The organism is Euzebyella marina, assembly GCF_014855515.1.
In the GTDB taxonomy this organism is placed as follows: Bacteria; Bacteroidota; Bacteroidia; order Flavobacteriales; family Flavobacteriaceae; genus Euzebyella; species Euzebyella marina.
This window is the reverse complement of record NZ_JACYFK010000002.1, coordinates 476,675-496,968: the sequence shown is the minus strand read 5'-3', so window position 1 is coordinate 496,968 and position 20,294 is coordinate 476,675. Positions and strand designations below refer to the sequence as shown.

Sequence of the window (20,294 nt, the reverse complement as noted above, 5' to 3'; positions counted from 1 at the left end):
TACAACTTTATGAAAGTTTACAAAAGCCAAGCGCTTGCCATTATTGAACACGAAGGTCAATTCTATGAAAAACAGATAACCGATTGGAATACTTTTTTAAACAGACAAAATTTGTTTAGCGCTTTGGTGAACGATTTAGATTCATTCGAGAAGAGAAATGAAGGCCTTAACGGTGCTACACTGGAAAAACCCATGGGAGACCATGAAATTTGGGCCTCTGGAGTAACTTATATGCGTAGTAAGACAGCGCGTATGGAAGAATCAAAAAAAGCGGGAGGCGGCACCTTTTATGATCGTGTATACGATGCCGATCGACCTGAACTATTCTTTAAGGCCACTCGTCAAAGAACGGCTGACCCCAATGGAAAGGTACGTATCAGAAAAGATTCCGGTTGGGACGTGCCAGAGCCCGAACTGGCACTTTTAGTAAGTTCAAAAGGTACCATTGAAGGATACACTATTGGAAATGATATGAGCTCAAGAAGTATAGAAGGAGAGAATCCGCTCTATTTGCCACAGGCCAAAACATACGAAGGTTGTGCTGCATTGGGCCCATGTATATTAGTTTCTGAAGACCCAATTGTTGAAACCACCACTATTACCCTTGAGATCTTAAGGTCTGGCTCATCTGTTTTTTCAGACACTATTGCCATCAGTCAAATGAAAAGGAAACATCAAGATTTGGTAGATTACCTTTTCAGGGAATGTAATTTTCCCGTTGGATGCTTCTTAATGACCGGAACGGGAATTATTCCTCCGGATGAGTTTACCTTAAAATCGGAAGACGAGATTCGTATAAGTATTGAACATATTGGAACCTTAGTGAATTACGTTGCTTAGCCGACCGTAATTTCAATGCTCCTTTAGGTCAAAAACTGTTTCGAGCGGCACCCATTTTTCTCCTTTATTTGCCCAAGGCAGGGCTTGCTGAAACTTCCACATTAGTTTTTCCCAGTCTTGCACAGCAGGATTTTGGGCATCCATTTGAGCTTTTTTGTCTGGGTCGAAGGTGTCATCAACTTCCATAACCATAAACATTCTATTTCCGGTCAAAGATATTTGCATATGGATGATGCCGGCATCCCTAATGCTTTTGATGACTTCTTTTGGTACCCCACCCACTTCATGGTACGCTTTATACTCGGCAATGAGTTCGGCATTGTCCTTTAAATCACAGGAGTAGAAATATCGTTTAGTGTTTTTAGGCATTGTTTTATTACTTGATTTGGTAACTGGTATAAACTTTTCTTCCATAGATAGCAACAATAAAAAAGCATATAAATGAAAGAACAAATGAAAAGCGCATTTCTGAAACCCCTAAGAAACGAACATCCTCATATCCGTTTCCACCAAAATCAAGCATATAGCCTTGAAGGTATGGCAATAGTGCTCCACCGACAATGGCCATTACTAAAAAAGCAGCTCCGAATTTGGCGTCTTCACCCTGACCTTCTAAGGCAATACCATAAATGGTCGGGAACATGATCGACATAAAAAACGATGTCAAGAGCAGCGCATAGATACCCAACATACCAGGGAGAAAAATAGCTCCTAAAAGCGAGAGCATGGCACCAAAACCGAAGAGCATCAACAATTTGCCCGAATTTATTTTGGCCAATAAAGCGGTACCTACCGTTCTTCCTACTAAAAAGAAAATATAGCCGGCCAGGCCATACCATACTGCCGATTGTGCATCGATACCCAAGGTCTCCGCATATTGGTAGACGTACGTCCAGCACATGATTTGAGCGCCTATGTAGAACATTTGGGCAATCACCCCAAAAACGAACTTAGGCTCTTTCCATAACCTTTTAATCGACGCTGAAAACTTTACTTTAGCCTCTTGACTTTTATTTTGTGGCATTTTAATGAAACTGATCAAAAGGAAAAAGAAAATGACAACGACCCCTAGAATAACATATGGGTTTCTAATAATCTCAAGATCACTGGTTCTGATCAGGCTTTTGCTCGCTTCTGAAAGGGTGTCGTAAATGGGGATGCCATCTTCGGTCACATCATCTGAACGCAGGGCACCTAAAACAAAATTTTGGGCTATGAGCAACCCTAGAATAGAACCCATCGGATTGAACATTTGGGCAAAATTCAACCTTCTGGTCGCAGTTTCTTCCGAACCCATTGATAGAATATAAGGGTTAGCCGTAGTTTCTAAAAAAGCCAAACCGAATGTCAAGATATACAAGGCAGCCAGAAAGAAGCCATAACTTTCTTTGGCCGCAGCTGGCCAGAATAAAAGGGCCCCTATTGAATAAAGAGCCAAGCCCAAAAGAACCCCTTTCTTGTACGAAAACTTGTTGACGAATAAAGCAGCCGGCAAAGCCATCGTAAAGTAACCACCATAAAAAGCTAACTGAACTAGGGAGGCTTGGGTGTTACTTAGCTCCAATACCTTTTGAAAACCTCTCACCATTGGGTTGGTCATATCGTTTGCTAATCCCCATAGTGCGAAAAGTGAGGTAATCAAAATAAAAGGCACGAGTACCGCTTTTGATACTACTGATTGTTTGTTGTTGCTGTTCATGTTGAGGGTTTGGTTTACTTGGTTTTCAGGCTTCTAGTTTTCTGTCAATAGTGCTCGATCTAGATGTACGTACCCCCCATCGACAAATATGAACTGACCAGTGGTATGTGAAGAACGGTCTGATATAGTAAAGAGGCAAACATTGGCTATCTCTTCTGGCGATGTCATTCGATTTTCCAAAGGAATTTTTTCGACTATTGACTTTAGTTTTTTATCCCCATCGGGTAGGGTTTTGATCCAAGTATCATAAGATGGTGTCCAGCTTTCGGCAATGATAATGGCATTGGAGCGAATGCCATAAGTAACCAAATCAACGGCCCATTCTCTTGTCAATGCCAGTACACCGCCTTTAGATGCAGCGTAGCCCGAAGTTCTTCCTTGGCCTGTAAGGGCTACTTTTGAACCGATGTTCAAAATATTGCCTTTTGATTTTTTAAGATAGGGTAGGGCATGTTTTACAATTAAAAAATAGCTTACCATGTTGAGCTTTAAAGAGTTCATGAACTCCTCATAACTGGCCTCTAAACCGACACCATCGTTTACCCCTACATTGTTAAGAACAACATCAATTCTACCATACTTTTTGCTGATTTCGTTCATGGCATTTTCCACCTGTTCAGGATCTGTTACGTCAGTCTGACAAAAGTGTGCGTCGACGCCTTTATTTCTAATTTCTTCGGCATAGACAGCACCTCTTTCGTTTCGGTCGATAATGGCGGGAATAGCACCTTCATCTACCAATCTCATTAAAATAGTTTCACCTATACTACCGAATTTACCTGCGGCTCCGCTAATGACAACTACTTTATCTTTTAAATGTAAATCCATTTCTTAAGTTGTTTGTTTTTTTTAAAGGGGGATAAAAGCCCTTAATTATAAGTTGTAAAATTCTTGGGCATTCTTACCCATTATCCTTTGTTGATCGCATTCGTCTAAGTACCCGATATAATTTCTAACGATATCAATTACCTGTGTGTAAGTGCCTGCCACCAAACAAACAGGCCAATCAGAGCCATACATGACTCTTTTAGCATCAAAAGCTTCCATTACTAAATCTATGTATGGCTTTAGCTGCTTTTCAGACCAGTTGGTATAATTAGCTTCGGTAATCATACCTGAAAGCTTGCAATATACATTTTCATTTTTTGCAATTTCTTTCATCAAAATGGCCCATCCGTCAAAAAAACCATCTTTGATATAGGGTTTGGCTAAATGATCAATTACAAATCTTTGATTTGGGAATTTTTTCACGAATTCGAGAACTGCTCCCAATTGGTGGGGATACACCAGAATATCATAGGTGTACTCGAATTGCTCAAGTTGGGCAATTCCATTTAAGAAATCACTTCGTAAAAGAAAATTGACATCGGCTTCACCTTGAACAATATGCCTCCAACCTTTAATCTTAGGTTGCGCTTGATAAGACTCCAACTCTGCTACTATTTTTCTGGAACGTAGGTCGATCCAACCCACAATACCCTTTATGAAATCGTTTTCGTTGGCAAGCTGTAAAAGAAAATTGGTTTCTGCATTTGTTTGATCCGCTTGCACGGCCACGCAAGCATCTACCTCGTTTTGCTGGTAAATTGGCTTTAAATCTTCAGGTAGAAAATCTTTTCGAATGCTTGCCATTTCGTCATCGATCCAAGCGTGTTTTTTACTGTTGTAGATCCAAAAATGTTGATGACTGTCTATAATCATGGGTAATCAAAATGTTATTGAAAATCGACCATCGCTTTTATGACTCCATTTTCAGGCTGTAACCAATTCTCAAAATTGGCAATCATATCGGTATAATGAACTTTATGGGTTATAAAAGACGCAACAGGAAATTCTCCATTTTCCAATACGCTTATCACATGTTCAAAATCGACCAATGCAGCATTTCTACTGCAAAGAATCGATGTTTCCTTGGCGTGAATAGCAGGATGCGAAAATGTAAGCTCACCTTTCGAAAGGCCCACCAAAATATATCTACCGCCATGAGCCATAAAATCGACACCTGACTCTAGCGCCCCCTTGTGCCCAGTGGCATCAAAAACGGCAGTAGCCATTTGACTACCGGTCATTTTTTTCACGTGTTCAACAGCTTGTTGGCCACCTAGAACGGTATGCTCTACGCCCAAATATTTTTTGACATAGTCGAGTCTATCTTGGTTCATATCAATGGCTATTACATGAGCTCCTTTAATCTGAGCAAATTTTATTAGCCCAATGCCAATAGGACCACAACCTATCACCACGACCTGTTCACCAGATTCTAAATTGGCCCTTCTGACGGCGTGCGCACCAATAGACAAACATTCTACTATAGCTGTTTCTTGATCGGATAGTTGATTGGCTGGTAACAATATATTTTCGGGCACCACTAACTTTTCTTGCATACCCCCATCAGTATGTACACCCAAAACAGACATGTCTACGCAACAATTGGTTTTTCCGTTTCTGCAAGCGATACATCTGCCACAACTCAAATAGGGCATAATTACCACTTTGTCTCCGGCTTTAATATTCCTTTGGTTTTTATCTATTTCCAAGACCTCTGCCGCCAATTCATGACCAAGTATTCTGGGGTATGTAAAGAAGGCTTGGTTACCGGCGTAGGCATGAAGGTCGGTACCACAAATACCAACTTTGGTAATTTTTAGAAGCGCCTCACCAGAATTTCTTGAAGGATAGGCTTTTTCCTTTAAATGGAATTGCCTAGGTTTTTCACAAACTATGTAATTCATTCACTATCTGAGATTTAGTAATTACCTGAGGTGAGATACGCCTAAATTATAAAAAAACTAAGTTAACTGTATTATTTTTAAAGGTTTCTAAGATTTTTGGTGGAAATGGTATTAAAAATAAATAAAAGGTTAATTTCATGCGTATGCAATTCATAGGTGATCTTTCTGAAAAACAACATTTAATAAGCGATTTATTTCACTGGCCAAAAACAACAGGAGAGTGGGATGCTTATAGACTTACCGACGAGCAGGTCAAGCATTTTCACGAAGAAGGTTACGTGTCAGGTATCAAACTTTTAGATGAAGACCAAGTCGATCTTTTAAACCAGGAATTGGAAGAATTAACCAACCCCAAGCACCCAGGCCACCATTTGTTCTATGAGTTTCATACCAATGAATCGAATGATCCAAATTCGGTTCTGTTTCATTCGTTAGGTCATTGGCGTATTACAAAAGGTTTTCATGATGTGCTTTATAACCCTGCTTTTGTGATGGCCGCCTATCAACTATTGAATGATAGGCCGGTTCGTTTTTGGCATGACCAGTTATTCTGTAAACCCGCTAGGCATGGGGGTGTGGTAGCATGGCATCAAGACTATTCTTATTGGACGCGAACAATTGCGATGCAGCATCTGACCTGTTGGACGGGACTTGATGATGCAACCACCGAAAATGGCTGTTTACACTATATTCCCAAAAGTCACAAATGGGGACTCTTGGAAGCTCCAACTCTTGCAGGGGATATGAACGGTTTAAAGAGCTATCTCTCTACAGAACAAAAGGAACAATTTGACAAACCTGTACCTATTGAACTTAAGAAGGGTTTTGCCACTTTTCACCATCCTTTAATGGTTCATGGTTCCTACGAAAATAAATCGGAGAGAAGCAGAAGGGCTTTCGTTCTAAATGTTTTTGCAGATGGTACGGTGAGTAATACCGACGATGAACTGCTAGCGGGGGTTCCTATTATACCTAAAGGGCAAAAAATGCAAGGTAAGTTCTTTCCCTTATTATTCGAAGGAGTATAAATCCATCCTATCAAAAAATACTATGACCAATCCTAAAAAGATTTCAACTACTACAAAAAGGCAAAATTCCACATCGATCACTATACGCTCACTGTTGACCTCTTTTGTATGGGTTATTTTACTATTAATATCCTGTCAAGAGACGAAAAAACCGGAAGCTTCTAAAAAAGCCCCCAAAGTAGAAAAACCCAATATTGTAATTATATATGCGGATGACTTAGGTTATGGAGAGATGGGTGCTTATGGTGCGACTGAATTAAAAACACCAAATTTAGACAAGCTTGCCAATGGAGGTATGCGATTTACCAATGGTTACGCTACTTCTGCGACCTGCACCCCAAGCCGGTATGCTCTGTTAACCGGTGTTTATCCATGGAGAAACAAAAATGCCAAGATTCTGCCTGGTACTGCTCCTCTTATTATAGACACGAGTCAAATAACGCTGCCCAAAGTTTTGAAAACTAAAGGGTATTCTACGGGAATAGTGGGCAAATGGCATTTAGGCCTTGGTAACGGAAATGTAGACTGGAACCAGAGAATAGCACATAGCCCCAATGAAGTTGGTTTTGATTATAGTCATATTTTGGCTGCAACGCAAGATAGGGTGCCTACGGTTTATATCGAAAATGGCCACGTTGTCAATTTAGACCCCAATGACCCTATTTATGTCAACTATGAAGAAAATTTTGAAGGCGAACCCACGGGCAAGGATAATCCTGAACTTACTACTATGAAATGGCATCATGGCCATAATAACAGCATTGTAAACGGAATACCTAGAATAGGCTTTATGAAAGGGGGAGAGGCGGCTAAATGGTCTGATATTGACATGGCCGACCATTTTTTAAATAAAGCCAAATCTTATGTTCAAGGCCATAAAAAGAATCCGTTTTTCTTGTACTATGCTCTTCAACAGCCCCATGTGCCAAGAACACCGCACCCAAGATTTGTTGGCACCTCTGGTATGGGCCCGAGGGGCGACGTGATAGTAGAAGCCGATTGGGTTGTAGGGCAGTTTGTTCAGATGCTAGAATCTGAGGGGTTGTTAGAAAATACATTGATTATTTTTTCGAGTGACAATGGCCCCGTATTGAATGATGGTTATTATGATGATGCCGTTGAGAAAGTGGGGAACCATAATCCAAGAGGGCCATTGAGAGGGGGTAAATATAGTTTGTTCGAGGCGGGAACCAGAGTTCCGTTTTTTGCTTATTGGAAGGGTAAAATAACCCCGGGGGTTTCCGAAGCACTTATTTCGCAAATCGACCTTTTGGCTACCTTAGGCAGTTTGGTGGATAGTGATGTGAAAACTGAAGATAGCAAAAATTTATTGAATGTTCTTTTGGGAGATAGCCAAGAAGGTCGTAATCATTTGATTTTGGAAGCTACCAGTAGAACAGCCTTTAGGGAAGGAAATTGGGTAATGATACCACCGTATGAAGGTGCCGCTGTAAACAAACAAGTTGATATCGAATTGGGCAATTCAAAAGAATATCAACTATATAATTTAAAGGAAGATATAGGCCAAAGCGATAATCTTGCTAGCAGTCATCCCGATAAATTAAAAGAAATGATTGAAGGCTATCTGGCAATAAGAGGTAACGATGGTAATACAGTCGAACCATTGGAACTAAAATAGGTGCTGCCCAAAAAGTAAAGAAAATTCTTCGCTGCTTATTGCTTATTCAAAGTTAGCTAGTATTTTTATGGCCCATTTTAAATACAATCGATTACACAAAGAATGAAATCCACCCAATATATCGGTAATAAGACCTTTTCGGTGATTGATAAAGCCAAAGTTGATCCGCTCAGTGATGAAGTTCGTATAAAGGTAGCCTACACGGGCGTTTGCGGTACAGATGTTCATATTTACCATGGTATGATGGATAAACGTGTTCAAATGCCAGTGACCATTGGTCATGAAATGTCGGGCACAATCGATGCCATTGGCGCTGATGTAACGAATTACAAGGTTGGTGATAAAGTGGTAGTCAGACCATTGGATGATAGGGGAGTTTTACCTTCAGATAAAGGGTTTAACCATATCTGTGAGAACTTAAAATTTATAGGCATTGATAGTCCAGGATCTATGCAACAGTTTTGGAACGTTCCCGCCTTTACCCTTCATCAGCTCCCAAAAAATACCGATTTAAAGTTGGCCGCACTTATTGAGCCCTTGGCCGTAGCTGTTCACGATGTTCGATTAAGTGAATTAAAGAAACATGAAACCGCTGTTGTACTTGGCGGTGGGCCTATTGGTCTTCTTGTTGCTTTGGTAGCCCAGCAGACTGGTGCTCAAGTTTTTGTTTCTGAAATCAACCCAAAACGTATTGCAAAAGCAAAAGAATTGGGTTTGAATGTTATTGACCCTACCAAAGTCGATTTAATAGAAGAAGTGAAGAATCGTACCGAAAACCGAAGGGCCGATGTGGTCTTTGAGGTAGCCGGTGTTCAGGCTACTTTAGATATTATGACCGAAGTTGCAGGTATCAGGGGTAGAATAGTTATGGTCGCGATTCACGGTCAAAAAAAAGAAGTCGATCTTTTTAAATTTTTCTGGAAAGAATTACGGCTCATAGGGGCAAGGGTGTATGAAAAAGAAGATTATGAACGCGCTATTACCCTTGTCACCGAGAATAAGGTAGGTTTTGAAAACATGATAACGGATATTCAGCCATTGACAAACATTCAATCAGTATTTGAACAAATTGATTTGAATCCTGATGGAATGAAGGTTTTAATGGACTGTCAACAATAAAAAACATAAAAAATCAATTCAATAATGAGTATACTCAGCAGTTTTAGTCTTGAAGGAAAAATAGCATTGGTAACAGGGTGCAAGAGAGGAATCGGAAAAGCTATGGCCTTAGGATTGGCCGAGGCAGGTGCCGATATTATTGGCGTAAGTGCCTCTTTGGAAAAACATGGCAGCATGGTTGAACAAGAGGTCGAAGGCATCGGAAGAAAGTTCAAGGCATACACCTGTGATTTCGGCAATAGGGAATCATTATATGAGTTTATCAAACAAGTAAAAGACGATTTTCCCAAAATAGATATTCTGGTCAATAATGCAGGTACCATTCTAAGAGCGCCAGCTGTGGAGCATTCCGATGAGTATTGGGACAAGGTGATAGAAATCAACCAAACCGCACAATTTATCTTGACTCGGGAAATTGGTAAAGAAATGGTCAAGAGGGGCGAGGGAAAAGTTATTTTTACTGCTTCGTTGTTAACTTTCCAAGGAGGCATAACCGTGCCAGGCTACGCCGCAAGTAAAGGCGCCGTGGGGCAGATTACGATGGCATTTGCCAATGAATGGGCAGGAAAAGGTGTTAACGTAAATGCCATTGCACCGGGTTACATCAGTACCGATAATACCGAGGCGCTTCGAAATAATCCGGAAAGGGCAGACTCTATACTGGCCAGAATACCGGCCGGTAGATGGGGGCAACCCGACGATTTCAAAGGGCCAATTGTTTTCTTGGCTTCAGCGGCATCTAGCTATATGCATGGAGAGACCATGCTAGTTGATGGCGGTTGGATGGGAAGGTAGATGCTTATTTCATTTAAATATTAATCGCCAAGGCTCATTCCCTAAAAAAATTGATTAGATAGATAACATTGATTAGTGGAGTAATTTTATTCACTTCTCTCCATTTTACGAATTGGGAGTAGGTAATAGCCAAAGCAAAAACGTTGTTGCGACAACATCTGGCCTTTATACGGAGTCATTTTCTTAGTAACGTACCAGAGAAATAGAGTAAAAGTGCGCCGACTAAGAAAACCATTTTGCCAAATAAAAAAAGACAATTGGCATTTGAGAAATATCAAATGTAGTTTGGTAATATCTTCCCAATATGATGGGGTTTGTCAATAACAAAATAATCTGTCGGTGTTAATGACCACCTAGATTGTAGTTCTAAATCTACATGTAAAAATAAAGAGGACGGGCATTATCATGGCATAAAAAATTCTAGCTTTTGCTACACTTCTGCATAGTTGGTATTGACATAAAAGGCATGAATGCTCTATGTTAGATTTAGATAGTGCCTCCAGATTATTTAAGTCAGTGTTTGCCACTTAACGTATATACTTGTCTACAATTGATTTCTACTTAAACAAAATTGAAAATAATTTGTATTGGGAATATCCTTCAAATTTAATTGTCTCAAAATTGTTACCAATTGCCCTCTGTGATAGGTTTCATGATCGATTACATGAATAAATACGTCAGAAAGATTAATAGTTTCCTCGGAAAACGGAGTTTTAATTTTTCTTTCTAAATCAGTATTCAGAACCATCTCTAAACCTGACAGAAAGATTTTTGACTGATTTTTGAATTCATCAACAAATCCTTCAAAGGCTAATCTTTGGTCGATGTATGGAACTTTGTAATCATATGTTTCACCAAGTACCAAAAGCCAGAATTTTTGTGCTTGCACCATATGTTCTATGGTTTCATAAAGACTGGGGTAGCTTGATTGAATCTGTTGTTTTTTCAATTCACTAGGAACTTTCTCAATATAGTCTGCTAAAACATTGTTAGCCCAGAAATTAAACTGTGCATAGCTTTTAATATGATTTTTGAGCTTCATTTCTTCTACTTAAAAAACAGCCTTGATAGAGTTACTAGACCAATGGTTAGAATTAAACTTAAAGAGATTAGTTTGAACTTCTCTTGCGGTATGTAGTGGAGTATTTTTTTGCCTATTGCAGTACCTATGAGTCCAATTAATAGTAAAAACGGAACGTAAACTAGGTCATGTTTATGTATGAAACCGTTAAATAAGTAAACAAAGGTTCTTGAAAAGTCTATCCAAAAATCTATAAAAGCTGAGGTTGCGATATACACATTTTTCTCTAGATTGAATGCTGCCATGGTGAGACCTCTAATGGCACCTCCTGTGCCAAGAAGTCCTGCTGAGAATCCTGACAAACTTCCACCAATAATAGCATTTTTTCTATTGGGATTAATAGCTAGATTTTTATTCATCAAAAAGATAGCACTGAGAGTTACTAAGAATAGGCCCAATACTATTTCTAAATAATTAGAATTAACCACCTTTGTGAGTATTCCTCCCACTATCACAAAAATAATCGAAGGTAAACCTATGGCTATCAAGAGTCTTTTGTTTAGGCCTTTTTTGAACAAAAATATCTTGCTAAGGTTGCTCGACAGATGATAAATTGCGGTCAGACCCAATACCGATTCAAAATCAAAATAAAAATTAGCGATGGGTACAAAAAAAACTGACGAGCCAAAACCCCCTATGGTTCCCAATATCTCGGCCAACAAGGCCAATAATAAAAATATATAGCTAACGTTTTTCACCAGATTAAGTTCAGGCGGTCGTAGCTTACTATCAAAACGAAAATTCGATCAATTGGCAGCTTCGACCGATGCTTTTTTTCTTTTAGATTGCTTACTGGCTATTTTTTTCTTCAGCCAATCAGGATAAGCTGAAGAATCTTCAGCTTCGTATAGCCTTATGTGTTGATCTTCTTGTGGTTTCTTTAGTTCATCAGAAGTACAGCCCAATATTCGGGCCGCTGTATCGACTCCGGAATGGGAAGCTCCGGCTACCCCATGTGAAAGTACACTAGAACCGCAGAGATATAGATTCTCTATCTCGCTTTTGGCCCTAAAAGCAAATGGCCCTATGTGCATCATGCTTTTCTCCGTACCATATACATTGCCCTTGGTCGAATTAATATAATATTCGTTCGTTAGTGGTGTACCCAACTCCTTGTGCACAATGTGCTTCTTAATACCGGGAACAGCTCTATCGATACCATTGACCATTTTTTGGGTCAATCGTTCTTTTAATCGAAGATATTCTTGAGACCGCTCTTGATTTTTTTGATCGAACTTCTCAAATGTCTTATAATCTACAAAAGTGATGGCCTCAATGGTATGGTGTTTACCGTCGTAACTACTGGGGTCTTTTAGTGTGGTACAGCTAATGAACATTCCCTCAAAAGCATCACCTTCATCAATACGATCGGCAAAGATTTCCTCATAAAAATCATTGGGTCCGCGGTCGGGCATTAGCCAAATATTTCCAGAATCAACCCCATGCTTTCTTAAATCCATATCCACCGTAAGAAATAACATAATCGATGTACATGAATAGGTGGTTTTTTCTAGTTTTCGGTTCAAGCGTTTACTAAGATTCTCTTTTCCAATCAGTTGATTGTATGTAATACCAACATCGGCATTGCTGATGATGTATTTGGCATAAATCTTTTCATCATTATCGAGTACGACCCCTACGGCTTTTTTTCGTTTATCGCCTTCTAGCAATATCTTGTTAACGGCCGTACTGGTTCTTATTTCACCCTCATACTTTTTAATCACCTTGGTCATCGATTTGATGAGAGCACCACCTCCACCCATGGGGTAATAGGCACCATGAATGTAATGGTACATAACAGCACTGTGAAGCAAGAATGGCACCTTATTCGGGGCTACCCCATGATCGCCACATTGAATATTGAGTATTTTCTTCAAAAGTGGATTTTTTATATGCCAACCAATCACCCTACTGAGGCTGAAGAGCGCATATTTACCAAAATATTTGGTCTTGTAGGGCATTATCAGTTTCTGCCAAAAACCCTTAAAATAGGGGATGGAGTATAATTCTCTACTGACCGTTCGGGTAAGTTTTAGGTATTTTGATATATTCTTTTCTTCCTCGGGAAATTGTTCTGAAAGCCGATGGATCAGTTCATCAAAATTATCAGGATAATCAAACTGATGATCACCGATTTTTACATGCTCGTAACCATCGGGATTCATTCGAAAAAAAACCAAATCGTTGGCGATGCCTAGGCCTCTATATAAGTCGTTAGTGGTCTGCCCTTCGGCCAAGCGGCCAACGTAGTGTACACCAGGTGTAAATCGGTGTCCGTTAAGATAGAAGCTATGACACCATCCTCCTGGTACATCGTGTTGCTCTAGCACCAGTACTTTTTTGCCCTCTCGCGCTAGGCAAATGGCACAGGCCAAACCACCTGCCCCAGACCCAATGATAATAGCGTCATAATTCTTATTCTGTGGTTGCTTTTGGGTACTTATAGTGCTATTCTTTTCTGTCATTTGAACAATTGTACAGACCTTTTGTCTGAAAATAAAATTGTTGGTTCTTTAACAAAAGTGAAGATATGCATAAATTTTAAGAAGTGATGATTTTGATAAGAGTAGGATCTTCTAAAAAAAAAAGGGTGCCAATGGTAAAATAAAATGGCCCTTAACGGGCCATTCCATTTAATAATTACCATTTGTGATTAAGAAGTGGCCATTGCTATGGCACCTACATCTTCACTATCATATGAGCTTATTCTAACACTACCATTGGTATGCGTTGCCCTCACTCTAAGAACTTCGGCGAAGGCGGCCATGTTACATGAGCCAAGCATATCACTTACATTTAATTGCTTCTTATAAAACGTTTTCTGTACCCCTGCATCGAGTATGGTACTTATACTATATCCGTTATCGGACTGGGTTACATAACCGGCCGAGTTCGCTACCGGCACGGCATTGCTATTACCTTTGACTATGTTGAAACCATAATAAGCGAAGTTAAGTGGTTGACCTGCCAAAAACCTGATAATGGCTTTATCAGTTGTTTTATTGTCATACCTACCAACACCACAAGCGGTGTCTGTGGTGTTGCCATCTACAATAGCATCTAATACATCGGCATAACAGGCTTGATTATCTATTCGCATTTTAAAAGTGAAAGCTATAGCCTTGCCCGCAGTATTTTTGACCAAATAGTTTTCTGGTAAGCCATCGGCACTTATGGTAGTTTCGCCGGTAGGATCTGACGATAATCTGTCAACCACAAACGTCTTGGCATCAACAGGCATCACATTTCCTGAGTTGTCTAAAAGTTCAAAAGTGAATTCGTAAAGCCCATCTGCAAAACCGGAGGTATTAACATAAATGCTGCTGGTATCTTGGTTCCACTCGGCAGTTGGCTCTGAAGGCACATCATCGGAAGCTTCCACATGGGGTATTTTATACTTAGGTTTTCCAGAATTATATGTCGGCCCCAAGTTAAATGCTCCTGTGGCGAATACGGTTCCGGTCGGCGTTGAAACCTCATAGGTGTATGATTTATTAATATTACCTTCCAAATGATGTGATACATCACTGATAGACGTTAAGTAAGCATCTTTAAGTCTTTTATAAGACCAACGATAATGTGATACCGTAGAATTCGGAAATCCACTACCAAATTGCACCACAAAAGGAAAAGAACCTCCAAATGGCGATACTTTCTGGCCGGCGGTTATGAAATCGGTAAGGCCTATGGCGTTGGTAAGGTGTTCACTAGAACCATTGTTTTGTTGCACTTTTCGCAAGCGAACACCGCTGTTGATTCTTTTCATCCATACAATAGCACCAGGTATAGGTGAACATTCGCAAGGTTTTACCCTTGGGTCGGTGATTCGAATATTAATCTCAGAACCGCAATTGTAGTTCCATTTGGTATAGCAAGACATGGGAGGTCGATATACGGTAACCCATTGTCCATCAATATTGACTTCTACCCAGACATAAATGTCTTTGTCATTGTCAAAATTGAAATAATTGTAATCAAAATGTCCGTTACAGTCACTGTAGACCGTAGCTATTTCTGTACATCTATAGAAATATGGCCAGAACCAAGGCCACAAACATAGGTATGGATGTAGTAAATGAAAATTTTTGTAAATCGTATCGCTAACTACTGATGAAGACTCAGATAATAACCCCAATTTTACATCATCAGGTAATTTTAGAGTTGATATTCTCTGTAAGGCCTCTGAATTGTTCGAAGCTTTTTCGGTAAAGCCTGTAATTGGTCTTATGGGTGGTCGAAGAGGACCAGGATCAGGTAATGGTGGAAATTTGACTTCAGGAATTGTTAATATCTCTTTCAATTTTTTACCCAAATCGGTAATTACTGCCCGTGGTATCTTTGGCCACCACCATTTAATTCTATCCACTTCGCAAATATGTACTCTTGCTTCACAAATTGGTAAAGTTTCATTTTGCCCGTCGATAGTAAAGGTCTTGCTTAAGTTTCCGGTAATTAGACACCAATACCAATTAGGAAAAATTATATTGGGTAATTTTGAAATAGTAATATCATTATTTACGTCTAATCGAATAGAAGGTTCATAGCCTCCCATTTTTTTAATAGTAACAGGAGTCAATTTGCGCTTTTCAAACTCCTTGGGAATAGAAGGGCCGATAAATATTTGCCCTCTACTTTTAATTTCATTCGCACTTGTTTTCAGTTTAATCTGTTCTTTGTTAAGTGCGGTCGCTTCTAAAAGGTTCTCATTCTTATCAAAAACGAAAATCTGAAGGTCTTTTTGTAGAGATTGACCTTTGATATCAATCTTTACGGTTACTGGATTACTTTTTTTAGCCATGATATTTAGATTTTATGAGTTGAATTTCTGTAGGAGGAATACACCTTTTAATACCAAATAGCACTAATGCTTTTAACCAAGAGCTATTTAGTAGAGCAACGGGGGAGAGATACCTTTTTTTTAAAAAAAAGGAAGTATTGTTGGTGGGTTATTTAAGAGGGAATAAAAAACTGCTTTAGGGATTGTTTTTAAAGCATGCAACAATATTAGACAGTAGTTGACAATTGAAAATGTTAATATGTACGGTAGGATAAATTTTATGTATGCATTGAAGAATTAAAAAGGCAACTTTCAATTTGGAAGTATCAAAAAAGGCCTACCTTTTAAGGTGGCCTTTAGTTCTAAAATAGTGGTGAACTGATTTATTTATTCTCTGGATAAAGATTTTTCCATAATACTGTTTTACCTTCTTTTGAAGAGATTTTTGCAGCTTCTAATATTTGAACTACTATTTGGGCATTTTCCAGTGAGGTAAGGTCATATGCCGGTAATTTGTAATTCTCATGAACCACTTTTTTAAATATGGCGAAAGGGTCGTTTTCACCTTTTGGTAGGTCGTTTGCCTTTAAAGAACTTGGTCCTATTTTTTCATCGGTCATCAGTTCCATGTCCGTACCGTTTTTGCATTTAACGAATCCGGTCGCTCCAAAAACTTCCATATCCTTCACATGATGGGGCCAGTTCCATGAAGCTTGAATGGTCACTTCTGTATCCGGGTATTGAAGAACAATCGTGGCATCATCTTCAACTTTAGGGTACTTGCTCGGCTTGAAGCTAGAAGTGGTGCAGGTAACCGAAATGGGGGTTTTGCCAGACATTAGCCAAGTGCTGATATTGGCGCCGTAACATCCAAAATCCATTAGGGCCCCGCCACCATTAAGAACGGGGTCCGTTAGCCATTCAAGAAACTCATCCCCACAGCCAATCTCTATAGGACCAAAGTGGCCGGTATGAAAATTGATTTTACGCATTTGACCGATAGCTTTCTCTTTGATTATCAAATCGTAGGCTTTGTGATTACTACCGTACCATGAAGTTTCATAGTTGGTCAATAAATGTATGTTATGTTTTCTGGCCAGTTCGACCATTTCCTTGGCATGTTCCCAACTAACGGCCAATGGTTTTTCTACCATTACATGAATTCCTTTGGGGGCGCAATAGCGAACGGTTTCCAAATGATCAAAGGTGCTATTGAAGGCGTTTACCGCTTCAGGATGTACGGCTTCATCCATTTCTTCGATTGTATCAAAGACAATATCCATAGAAAGTCCGTGCTGTTTGGTCAATCTTCGAGCCAATTCTTTGTTGGGCTCTACAATACCGACTATCTCGATGTTACTCTTTTTTTCATTGGATAATATCCAACCTACATGACCGTGTACCAAACCGACGACACCAACCCTTAAGGGAGCATCTTTTTTCTCTTGTGAAGCTACCGGGGCTATTTGCGTTATGATAGCAAAAGCGATGAGCAATAATTTTTTCATCTATTACTTTTTTAGGGCTTTAGCGATAGCAGCTTCAACAAGAGGTTCCATTACCATGTAGCCTTCAACGGTGGGGTGCACCTCGTCATCTGCGTACTTTTTGGGCAATCCATTTCGTTCATCGGCCATTTTCGAAAAATAATCAAGATAGATATGACCTGCTTTCTTCGCATAAGCCTTAATCATTTTATTAAGTTCAACAATTTTTTCAGCAGGTTCAACTTCGGGTTTCCAACCATATTTGTACGCGGGTAAAGTGGAGCTTAAAATCACCTTAATATTATTGGCCTTCGCTATTTCGGCCATTGATTTGATATTATCAACTATCATTTCGAGGGTTGAAGGCCCTGTGTTGCCCGCTATATCATTGGTTCCGGCCAAAATAACGACCACCTTCGGTTCAAGGTCAATAACATCTTGTCTAAAACGTAGTAGCATTTGAGGGGTGGTTTGTCCACTAATACCGCGATTGACATAGGGCTTTCCTTCGAAAAATTCAGGTCGTTTGTTCAGCCATCCGATGGTTATGGAATTTCCCATAAAAACTACTCTGTTTTCTTTTGATTTAGCAGGTTGAAGTTGGGCATTGGCCTCTTGAAACTGTTTAAGGTTGGGCCAATCTTGTGCCGATATGGTAGTAAAAATGCTTAAGGCCATAAATAGGGTCAGGCAAGTTGAGTTTAAAGTTTTCATATGTAGTTTTAAGTTATTTAGTTAATTGATTTGTTTCTTCCATTGAAAGTGGTAAGTCGTTGAGCAGCTTATTAATAGTAGGGCGTTTCGAAATATAAAAGGCCATGATGCAGAGCGCAATGACCAAGTATAGCGCGGTACCTTTCAGAAAGTAGGCAACAAGTGCCAACATAGCGGCCGCTTCTAGAAAGGCGTAATTGACCAAATTGGCCTTTTGGTAGACTTCCAACTTTTGCTTTAGGCTATCTTCCCTTTTTAATCTAAGAATCATCTTTTTGAAAAAAAGCATTCCCAAAAAATAGGCGGCAAAGGCTACTATTGGAACGATATAAACAAAAATATCTCCCTCTTCGATTTCTGCAATAAACTGTCCGTTCTGGGTATAGACAAAAATGCCAAACAGCACCATGCCGATGAGTAGGGCTGTATGAATAATTTTCAGATTATTGAAAATAGAGATGCCGTTAGGTTGCATTCGGTAAAGTTCTAGTTTTTGCTTGGCATGACTAATATAAACAAACTTGAAGAGTCAAAATCGAGCAAAGTGTTTTAATTACCCGCGCCTACTTATTATAAAGTTCTACTTGTTTGATTTATGGTTTCTAGACTATTATAAAATTTGAGTTAGATAGTTCATTTTGAGGATATTATTTAGAATCATCTTTAATAGTAACATTGTCGTAACCATTTAACATAAAATTCAACTTACGTTTAAATTATGACCATATTGAGTTAACTTCCATGGGTGCTCTCAACCATATTTTTGTTAAAGAACTTTTAAAGAAAAACCTAGAAACAAAAATGAGAACACTTAGTAAACTACTTTTTTGTGCAGGGTTGGCCGTTACGGTCAGCTCATGCGACAAGCTAGATGATTTTCTCGGCCATGGTCCTGGAAAGGAGAAAGGAACCATTTTCGAGAATAAATCTGAACTAGAGCCCTTAGTGGCCATGAAACCTCAATTCAACTTTGTTAAAGCCTACTCATTAATCAGCTCAACCGATGTATTGCAAGATGGCTTTAGATTGGTGGGTGCACAAGATGGCGCCGGTTTCTTAAAAGAAGGTGACGGCTACATGTACATAGTAAATGCCGAAGATGACTATGCCGTTAGTAGACTTCATTTTGATGAGTATATGAACCCAACAGGAGGGGAGTGGTTATTGAACTCTGGGGTTGCTGATTTTGCAAGACAATGTTCGGGAACCATGTGGGAAGCAAGTGTACATGGTGGCCCACGTGATATTTTCTTATCGGCTTCCGAGAGCTTTCATTACGATGTAAAAGCTATTGATCCCTACATAGAGACCCCAACCCCAACGGCCGATTTTGGTCTTGATGCGCTAGGAGAATTCTCATGGGAAAATGCAGTACCGTTACCTAGAGATGCCTATCCTGGAAAAACCGTAATCATAGGAGGTGATGATGACTCTAGCGGTTCTGAAGGACAAATTATTCTCTACATGTCTGAAAACGGCGATGCCGATTTGAACAATGGTAAAGTATATGTATTAAGGTTAAAAGAAGTTGCTTCGGGGTCCACCGATGCCGATGGTAATGCCATAAACCCTGCACCCGTATCTTCTGGTGTTACTTACAATGAAGGTGATTTGGCTTTTGGTGAAACTTATGCATTTGAATTTGTAGAAATTGAGAACGGTGCCGATATGACAAAAGACGAGATGGAAGATGCCTGCGTTGCCGTTAATGCCAGTGCATTTATGAGGGTAGAGGATGTTGACTATCAAAAAGGTTCTTCTGACAATAACAGAAACGTTTTTGTAGCGGTCACAGGCCGCGGCCCAGGTGCCGGTACCTATAACGATTGGGGTACTGCCTATCGTTTAGAATTGGATGAAGATTCTCCTTTGACTGGAAAGCTTACTCAGATTGTCAGCGGTAATACCGATACAAATAATATGGATGGTAATGTGCCTGAGCTTCAAAGTCCTGATAACATTTGTGTAACCGAAAACTTCATCTACCTGCAAGAAGACCCGAACTCTTTTGATAGAGGCCATGCTGCCTACATTTATCAAACTGACCTGAACGGTAACAATGCAAAGGTTGTTTTAGAATTGGTAATTAGAAATGACCTTGATCCTTCTGGCGGTTCTGGGTTCAGTGGCGAATTCGGTGCACTTGAAGATATTTCAGAGAAAATTGGAGAGCCAAATACTTTCTTGCTAAACCTTCAACCCCATTACTGGCAAAGTGATGATTTTAAAAGTGTAGATGGTCATGATATGGAGTCTGATAGGCCTGATGCCATTGCAGCTGGTGCCCGTGAAGATGATCAAGGTGGCCAAATAGTTATATTGAAAGGATTGCCTAGATAATACGCTTAATTATTCTGTTTTTGGTTGAGACCCCTGTTCATCA

18 protein-coding genes are annotated in these 20,294 nt (G+C 39.6%); 6 read left to right on the top strand and 12 right to left on the bottom strand.

The window, feature by feature from the left end; all coding sequences use genetic code 11:
- The first annotated feature begins 9 nt into the window (after positions 1–9).
- Positions 10–840, top strand: a complete 831-nt coding sequence (locus tag IL356_RS10960) for a fumarylacetoacetate hydrolase family protein (RefSeq protein ID WP_121848967.1) — start codon at positions 10–12, stop codon at positions 838–840.
- Between the two features lie 12 nt (positions 841–852).
- On the opposite strand, the gene IL356_RS10955 is transcribed toward IL356_RS10960, so the two are convergent.
- The 5 genes from IL356_RS10955 to IL356_RS10935 are packed head-to-tail and all read right to left on the bottom strand — an operon-like array spanning position 853 to position 5,271.
- On the bottom strand, positions 853–1,209 hold the full coding sequence (locus IL356_RS10955) for an L-rhamnose mutarotase (RefSeq protein ID WP_121850701.1): 357 nt from the start codon (positions 1,207–1,209) through the stop codon (positions 853–855).
- A gap of 7 nt (positions 1,210–1,216) precedes the next feature.
- Positions 1,217–2,539, bottom strand: a complete 1,323-nt coding sequence (gene fucP, locus IL356_RS10950; protein ID WP_121848968.1) for an L-fucose:H+ symporter permease — start codon at positions 2,537–2,539, stop codon at positions 1,217–1,219.
- A gap of 33 nt (positions 2,540–2,572) precedes the next feature.
- A complete protein-coding gene (locus tag IL356_RS10945) occupies positions 2,573–3,367 on the bottom strand; it encodes an SDR family oxidoreductase (RefSeq protein WP_121848969.1) in 795 nt (264 codons plus the stop codon).
- 45 nt (positions 3,368–3,412) lie between these two features.
- Complete coding sequence (locus IL356_RS10940) at positions 3,413–4,240, bottom strand: amidohydrolase family protein (protein WP_121848970.1); 828 nt, start codon at positions 4,238–4,240, stop codon at positions 3,413–3,415.
- A 14-nt stretch (positions 4,241–4,254) separates the two neighbouring features.
- Positions 4,255–5,271: a zinc-binding alcohol dehydrogenase family protein gene (locus IL356_RS10935; protein WP_121848971.1), complete on the bottom strand. Its 1,017-nt coding sequence runs from the start codon at positions 5,269–5,271 to the stop codon at positions 4,255–4,257.
- A 137-nt stretch (positions 5,272–5,408) separates the two neighbouring features.
- Here IL356_RS10935 and IL356_RS10930 point away from each other — a divergent pair, with 137 nt between their 5' ends.
- The 4 genes from IL356_RS10930 (at position 5,409) to IL356_RS10915 (ending at position 9,852) form a co-directional block, all read left to right on the top strand.
- Positions 5,409–6,299: a phytanoyl-CoA dioxygenase family protein gene (locus IL356_RS10930; RefSeq protein WP_225621466.1), complete on the top strand. Its 891-nt coding sequence runs from the start codon at positions 5,409–5,411 to the stop codon at positions 6,297–6,299.
- Positions 6,300–6,321: 22 nt separating this feature from the next.
- A complete protein-coding gene (locus IL356_RS10925) occupies positions 6,322–7,938 on the top strand; it encodes a sulfatase family protein (RefSeq protein WP_121848973.1) in 1,617 nt (538 codons plus the stop codon).
- A 102-nt stretch (positions 7,939–8,040) separates the two neighbouring features.
- The gene (locus IL356_RS10920; RefSeq protein WP_121848974.1) at positions 8,041–9,057 is read left to right on the top strand and encodes a zinc-dependent alcohol dehydrogenase; all 1,017 of its coding nucleotides are present in this window, start codon (positions 8,041–8,043) and stop codon (positions 9,055–9,057) included.
- A gap of 30 nt (positions 9,058–9,087) precedes the next feature.
- Entirely contained in the window at positions 9,088–9,852 is a 765-nt protein-coding gene (locus IL356_RS10915; RefSeq protein WP_192466553.1) for an SDR family NAD(P)-dependent oxidoreductase, read from the top strand.
- 544 nt (positions 9,853–10,396) lie between these two features.
- On the opposite strand, the gene IL356_RS10910 is transcribed toward IL356_RS10915, so the two are convergent.
- From IL356_RS10910 to IL356_RS10880, 7 genes are all read right to left on the bottom strand, one after another.
- Positions 10,397–10,894, bottom strand: a complete 498-nt coding sequence (locus tag IL356_RS10910; RefSeq protein WP_121848976.1) for a DinB family protein — start codon at positions 10,892–10,894, stop codon at positions 10,397–10,399.
- A 5-nt stretch (positions 10,895–10,899) separates the two neighbouring features.
- Entirely contained in the window at positions 10,900–11,631 is a 732-nt protein-coding gene (locus tag IL356_RS10905; protein ID WP_121848977.1) for a sulfite exporter TauE/SafE family protein, read from the bottom strand.
- 48 nt (positions 11,632–11,679) lie between these two features.
- The gene (locus IL356_RS10900; protein WP_121848978.1) at positions 11,680–13,398 is read right to left on the bottom strand and encodes a phytoene desaturase family protein; all 1,719 of its coding nucleotides are present in this window, start codon (positions 13,396–13,398) and stop codon (positions 11,680–11,682) included.
- Between the two features lie 188 nt (positions 13,399–13,586).
- Complete coding sequence (locus IL356_RS10895) at positions 13,587–15,731, bottom strand: hypothetical protein (protein ID WP_121848979.1); 2,145 nt, start codon at positions 15,729–15,731, stop codon at positions 13,587–13,589.
- Between the two features lie 362 nt (positions 15,732–16,093).
- A complete protein-coding gene (locus IL356_RS10890; RefSeq protein ID WP_121848980.1) occupies positions 16,094–17,218 on the bottom strand; it encodes a Gfo/Idh/MocA family protein in 1,125 nt (374 codons plus the stop codon).
- 3 nt (positions 17,219–17,221) lie between these two features.
- Positions 17,222–17,911 carry an SGNH/GDSL hydrolase family protein gene (locus IL356_RS10885; protein WP_121848981.1) on the bottom strand — a complete coding sequence of 230 codons (690 nt, stop codon included), beginning with the start codon at positions 17,909–17,911 and terminating at the stop codon, positions 17,222–17,224.
- Between the two features lie 13 nt (positions 17,912–17,924).
- A complete protein-coding gene (locus tag IL356_RS10880; protein WP_121848982.1) occupies positions 17,925–18,386 on the bottom strand; it encodes a hypothetical protein in 462 nt (153 codons plus the stop codon).
- Positions 18,387–18,712: 326 nt separating this feature from the next.
- Here IL356_RS10880 and IL356_RS10875 point away from each other — a divergent pair, with 326 nt between their 5' ends.
- On the top strand, positions 18,713–20,251 hold the full coding sequence (locus IL356_RS10875) for a PhoX family protein (protein ID WP_121850702.1): 1,539 nt from the start codon (positions 18,713–18,715) through the stop codon (positions 20,249–20,251).
- Positions 20,252–20,294: the final 43 nt, after the last annotated feature.

Coding starts and splice junctions, on each gene's coding strand:
- IL356_RS10960 (WP_121848967.1), top strand. CDS start 10: ATGAAAGTTTACAAAAGCCAAGCGCTTGCCATTATTGAACACGAAGGT.
- IL356_RS10955 (WP_121850701.1), bottom strand. CDS start 1,209: ATGCCTAAAAACACTAAACGATATTTCTACTCCTGTGATTTAAAGGAC.
- fucP (WP_121848968.1), bottom strand. CDS start 2,539: ATGAACAGCAACAACAAACAATCAGTAGTATCAAAAGCGGTACTCGTG.
- IL356_RS10945 (WP_121848969.1), bottom strand. CDS start 3,367: ATGGATTTACATTTAAAAGATAAAGTAGTTGTCATTAGCGGAGCCGCA.
- IL356_RS10940 (WP_121848970.1), bottom strand. CDS start 4,240: ATGATTATAGACAGTCATCAACATTTTTGGATCTACAACAGTAAAAAA.
- IL356_RS10935 (WP_121848971.1), bottom strand. CDS start 5,271: ATGAATTACATAGTTTGTGAAAAACCTAGGCAATTCCATTTAAAGGAA.
- IL356_RS10930 (WP_225621466.1), top strand. CDS start 5,409: ATGCGTATGCAATTCATAGGTGATCTTTCTGAAAAACAACATTTAATA.
- IL356_RS10925 (WP_121848973.1), top strand. CDS start 6,322: ATGACCAATCCTAAAAAGATTTCAACTACTACAAAAAGGCAAAATTCC.
- IL356_RS10920 (WP_121848974.1), top strand. CDS start 8,041: ATGAAATCCACCCAATATATCGGTAATAAGACCTTTTCGGTGATTGAT.
- IL356_RS10910 (WP_121848976.1), bottom strand. CDS start 10,894: ATGAAGCTCAAAAATCATATTAAAAGCTATGCACAGTTTAATTTCTGG.
- IL356_RS10900 (WP_121848978.1), bottom strand. CDS start 13,398: ATGACAGAAAAGAATAGCACTATAAGTACCCAAAAGCAACCACAGAAT.
- IL356_RS10895 (WP_121848979.1), bottom strand. CDS start 15,731: ATGGCTAAAAAAAGTAATCCAGTAACCGTAAAGATTGATATCAAAGGT.
- IL356_RS10890 (WP_121848980.1), bottom strand. CDS start 17,218: ATGAAAAAATTATTGCTCATCGCTTTTGCTATCATAACGCAAATAGCC.
- IL356_RS10885 (WP_121848981.1), bottom strand. CDS start 17,911: ATGAAAACTTTAAACTCAACTTGCCTGACCCTATTTATGGCCTTAAGC.
- IL356_RS10880 (WP_121848982.1), bottom strand. CDS start 18,386: ATGCAACCTAACGGCATCTCTATTTTCAATAATCTGAAAATTATTCAT.
- IL356_RS10875 (WP_121850702.1), top strand. CDS start 18,713: ATGAGAACACTTAGTAAACTACTTTTTTGTGCAGGGTTGGCCGTTACG.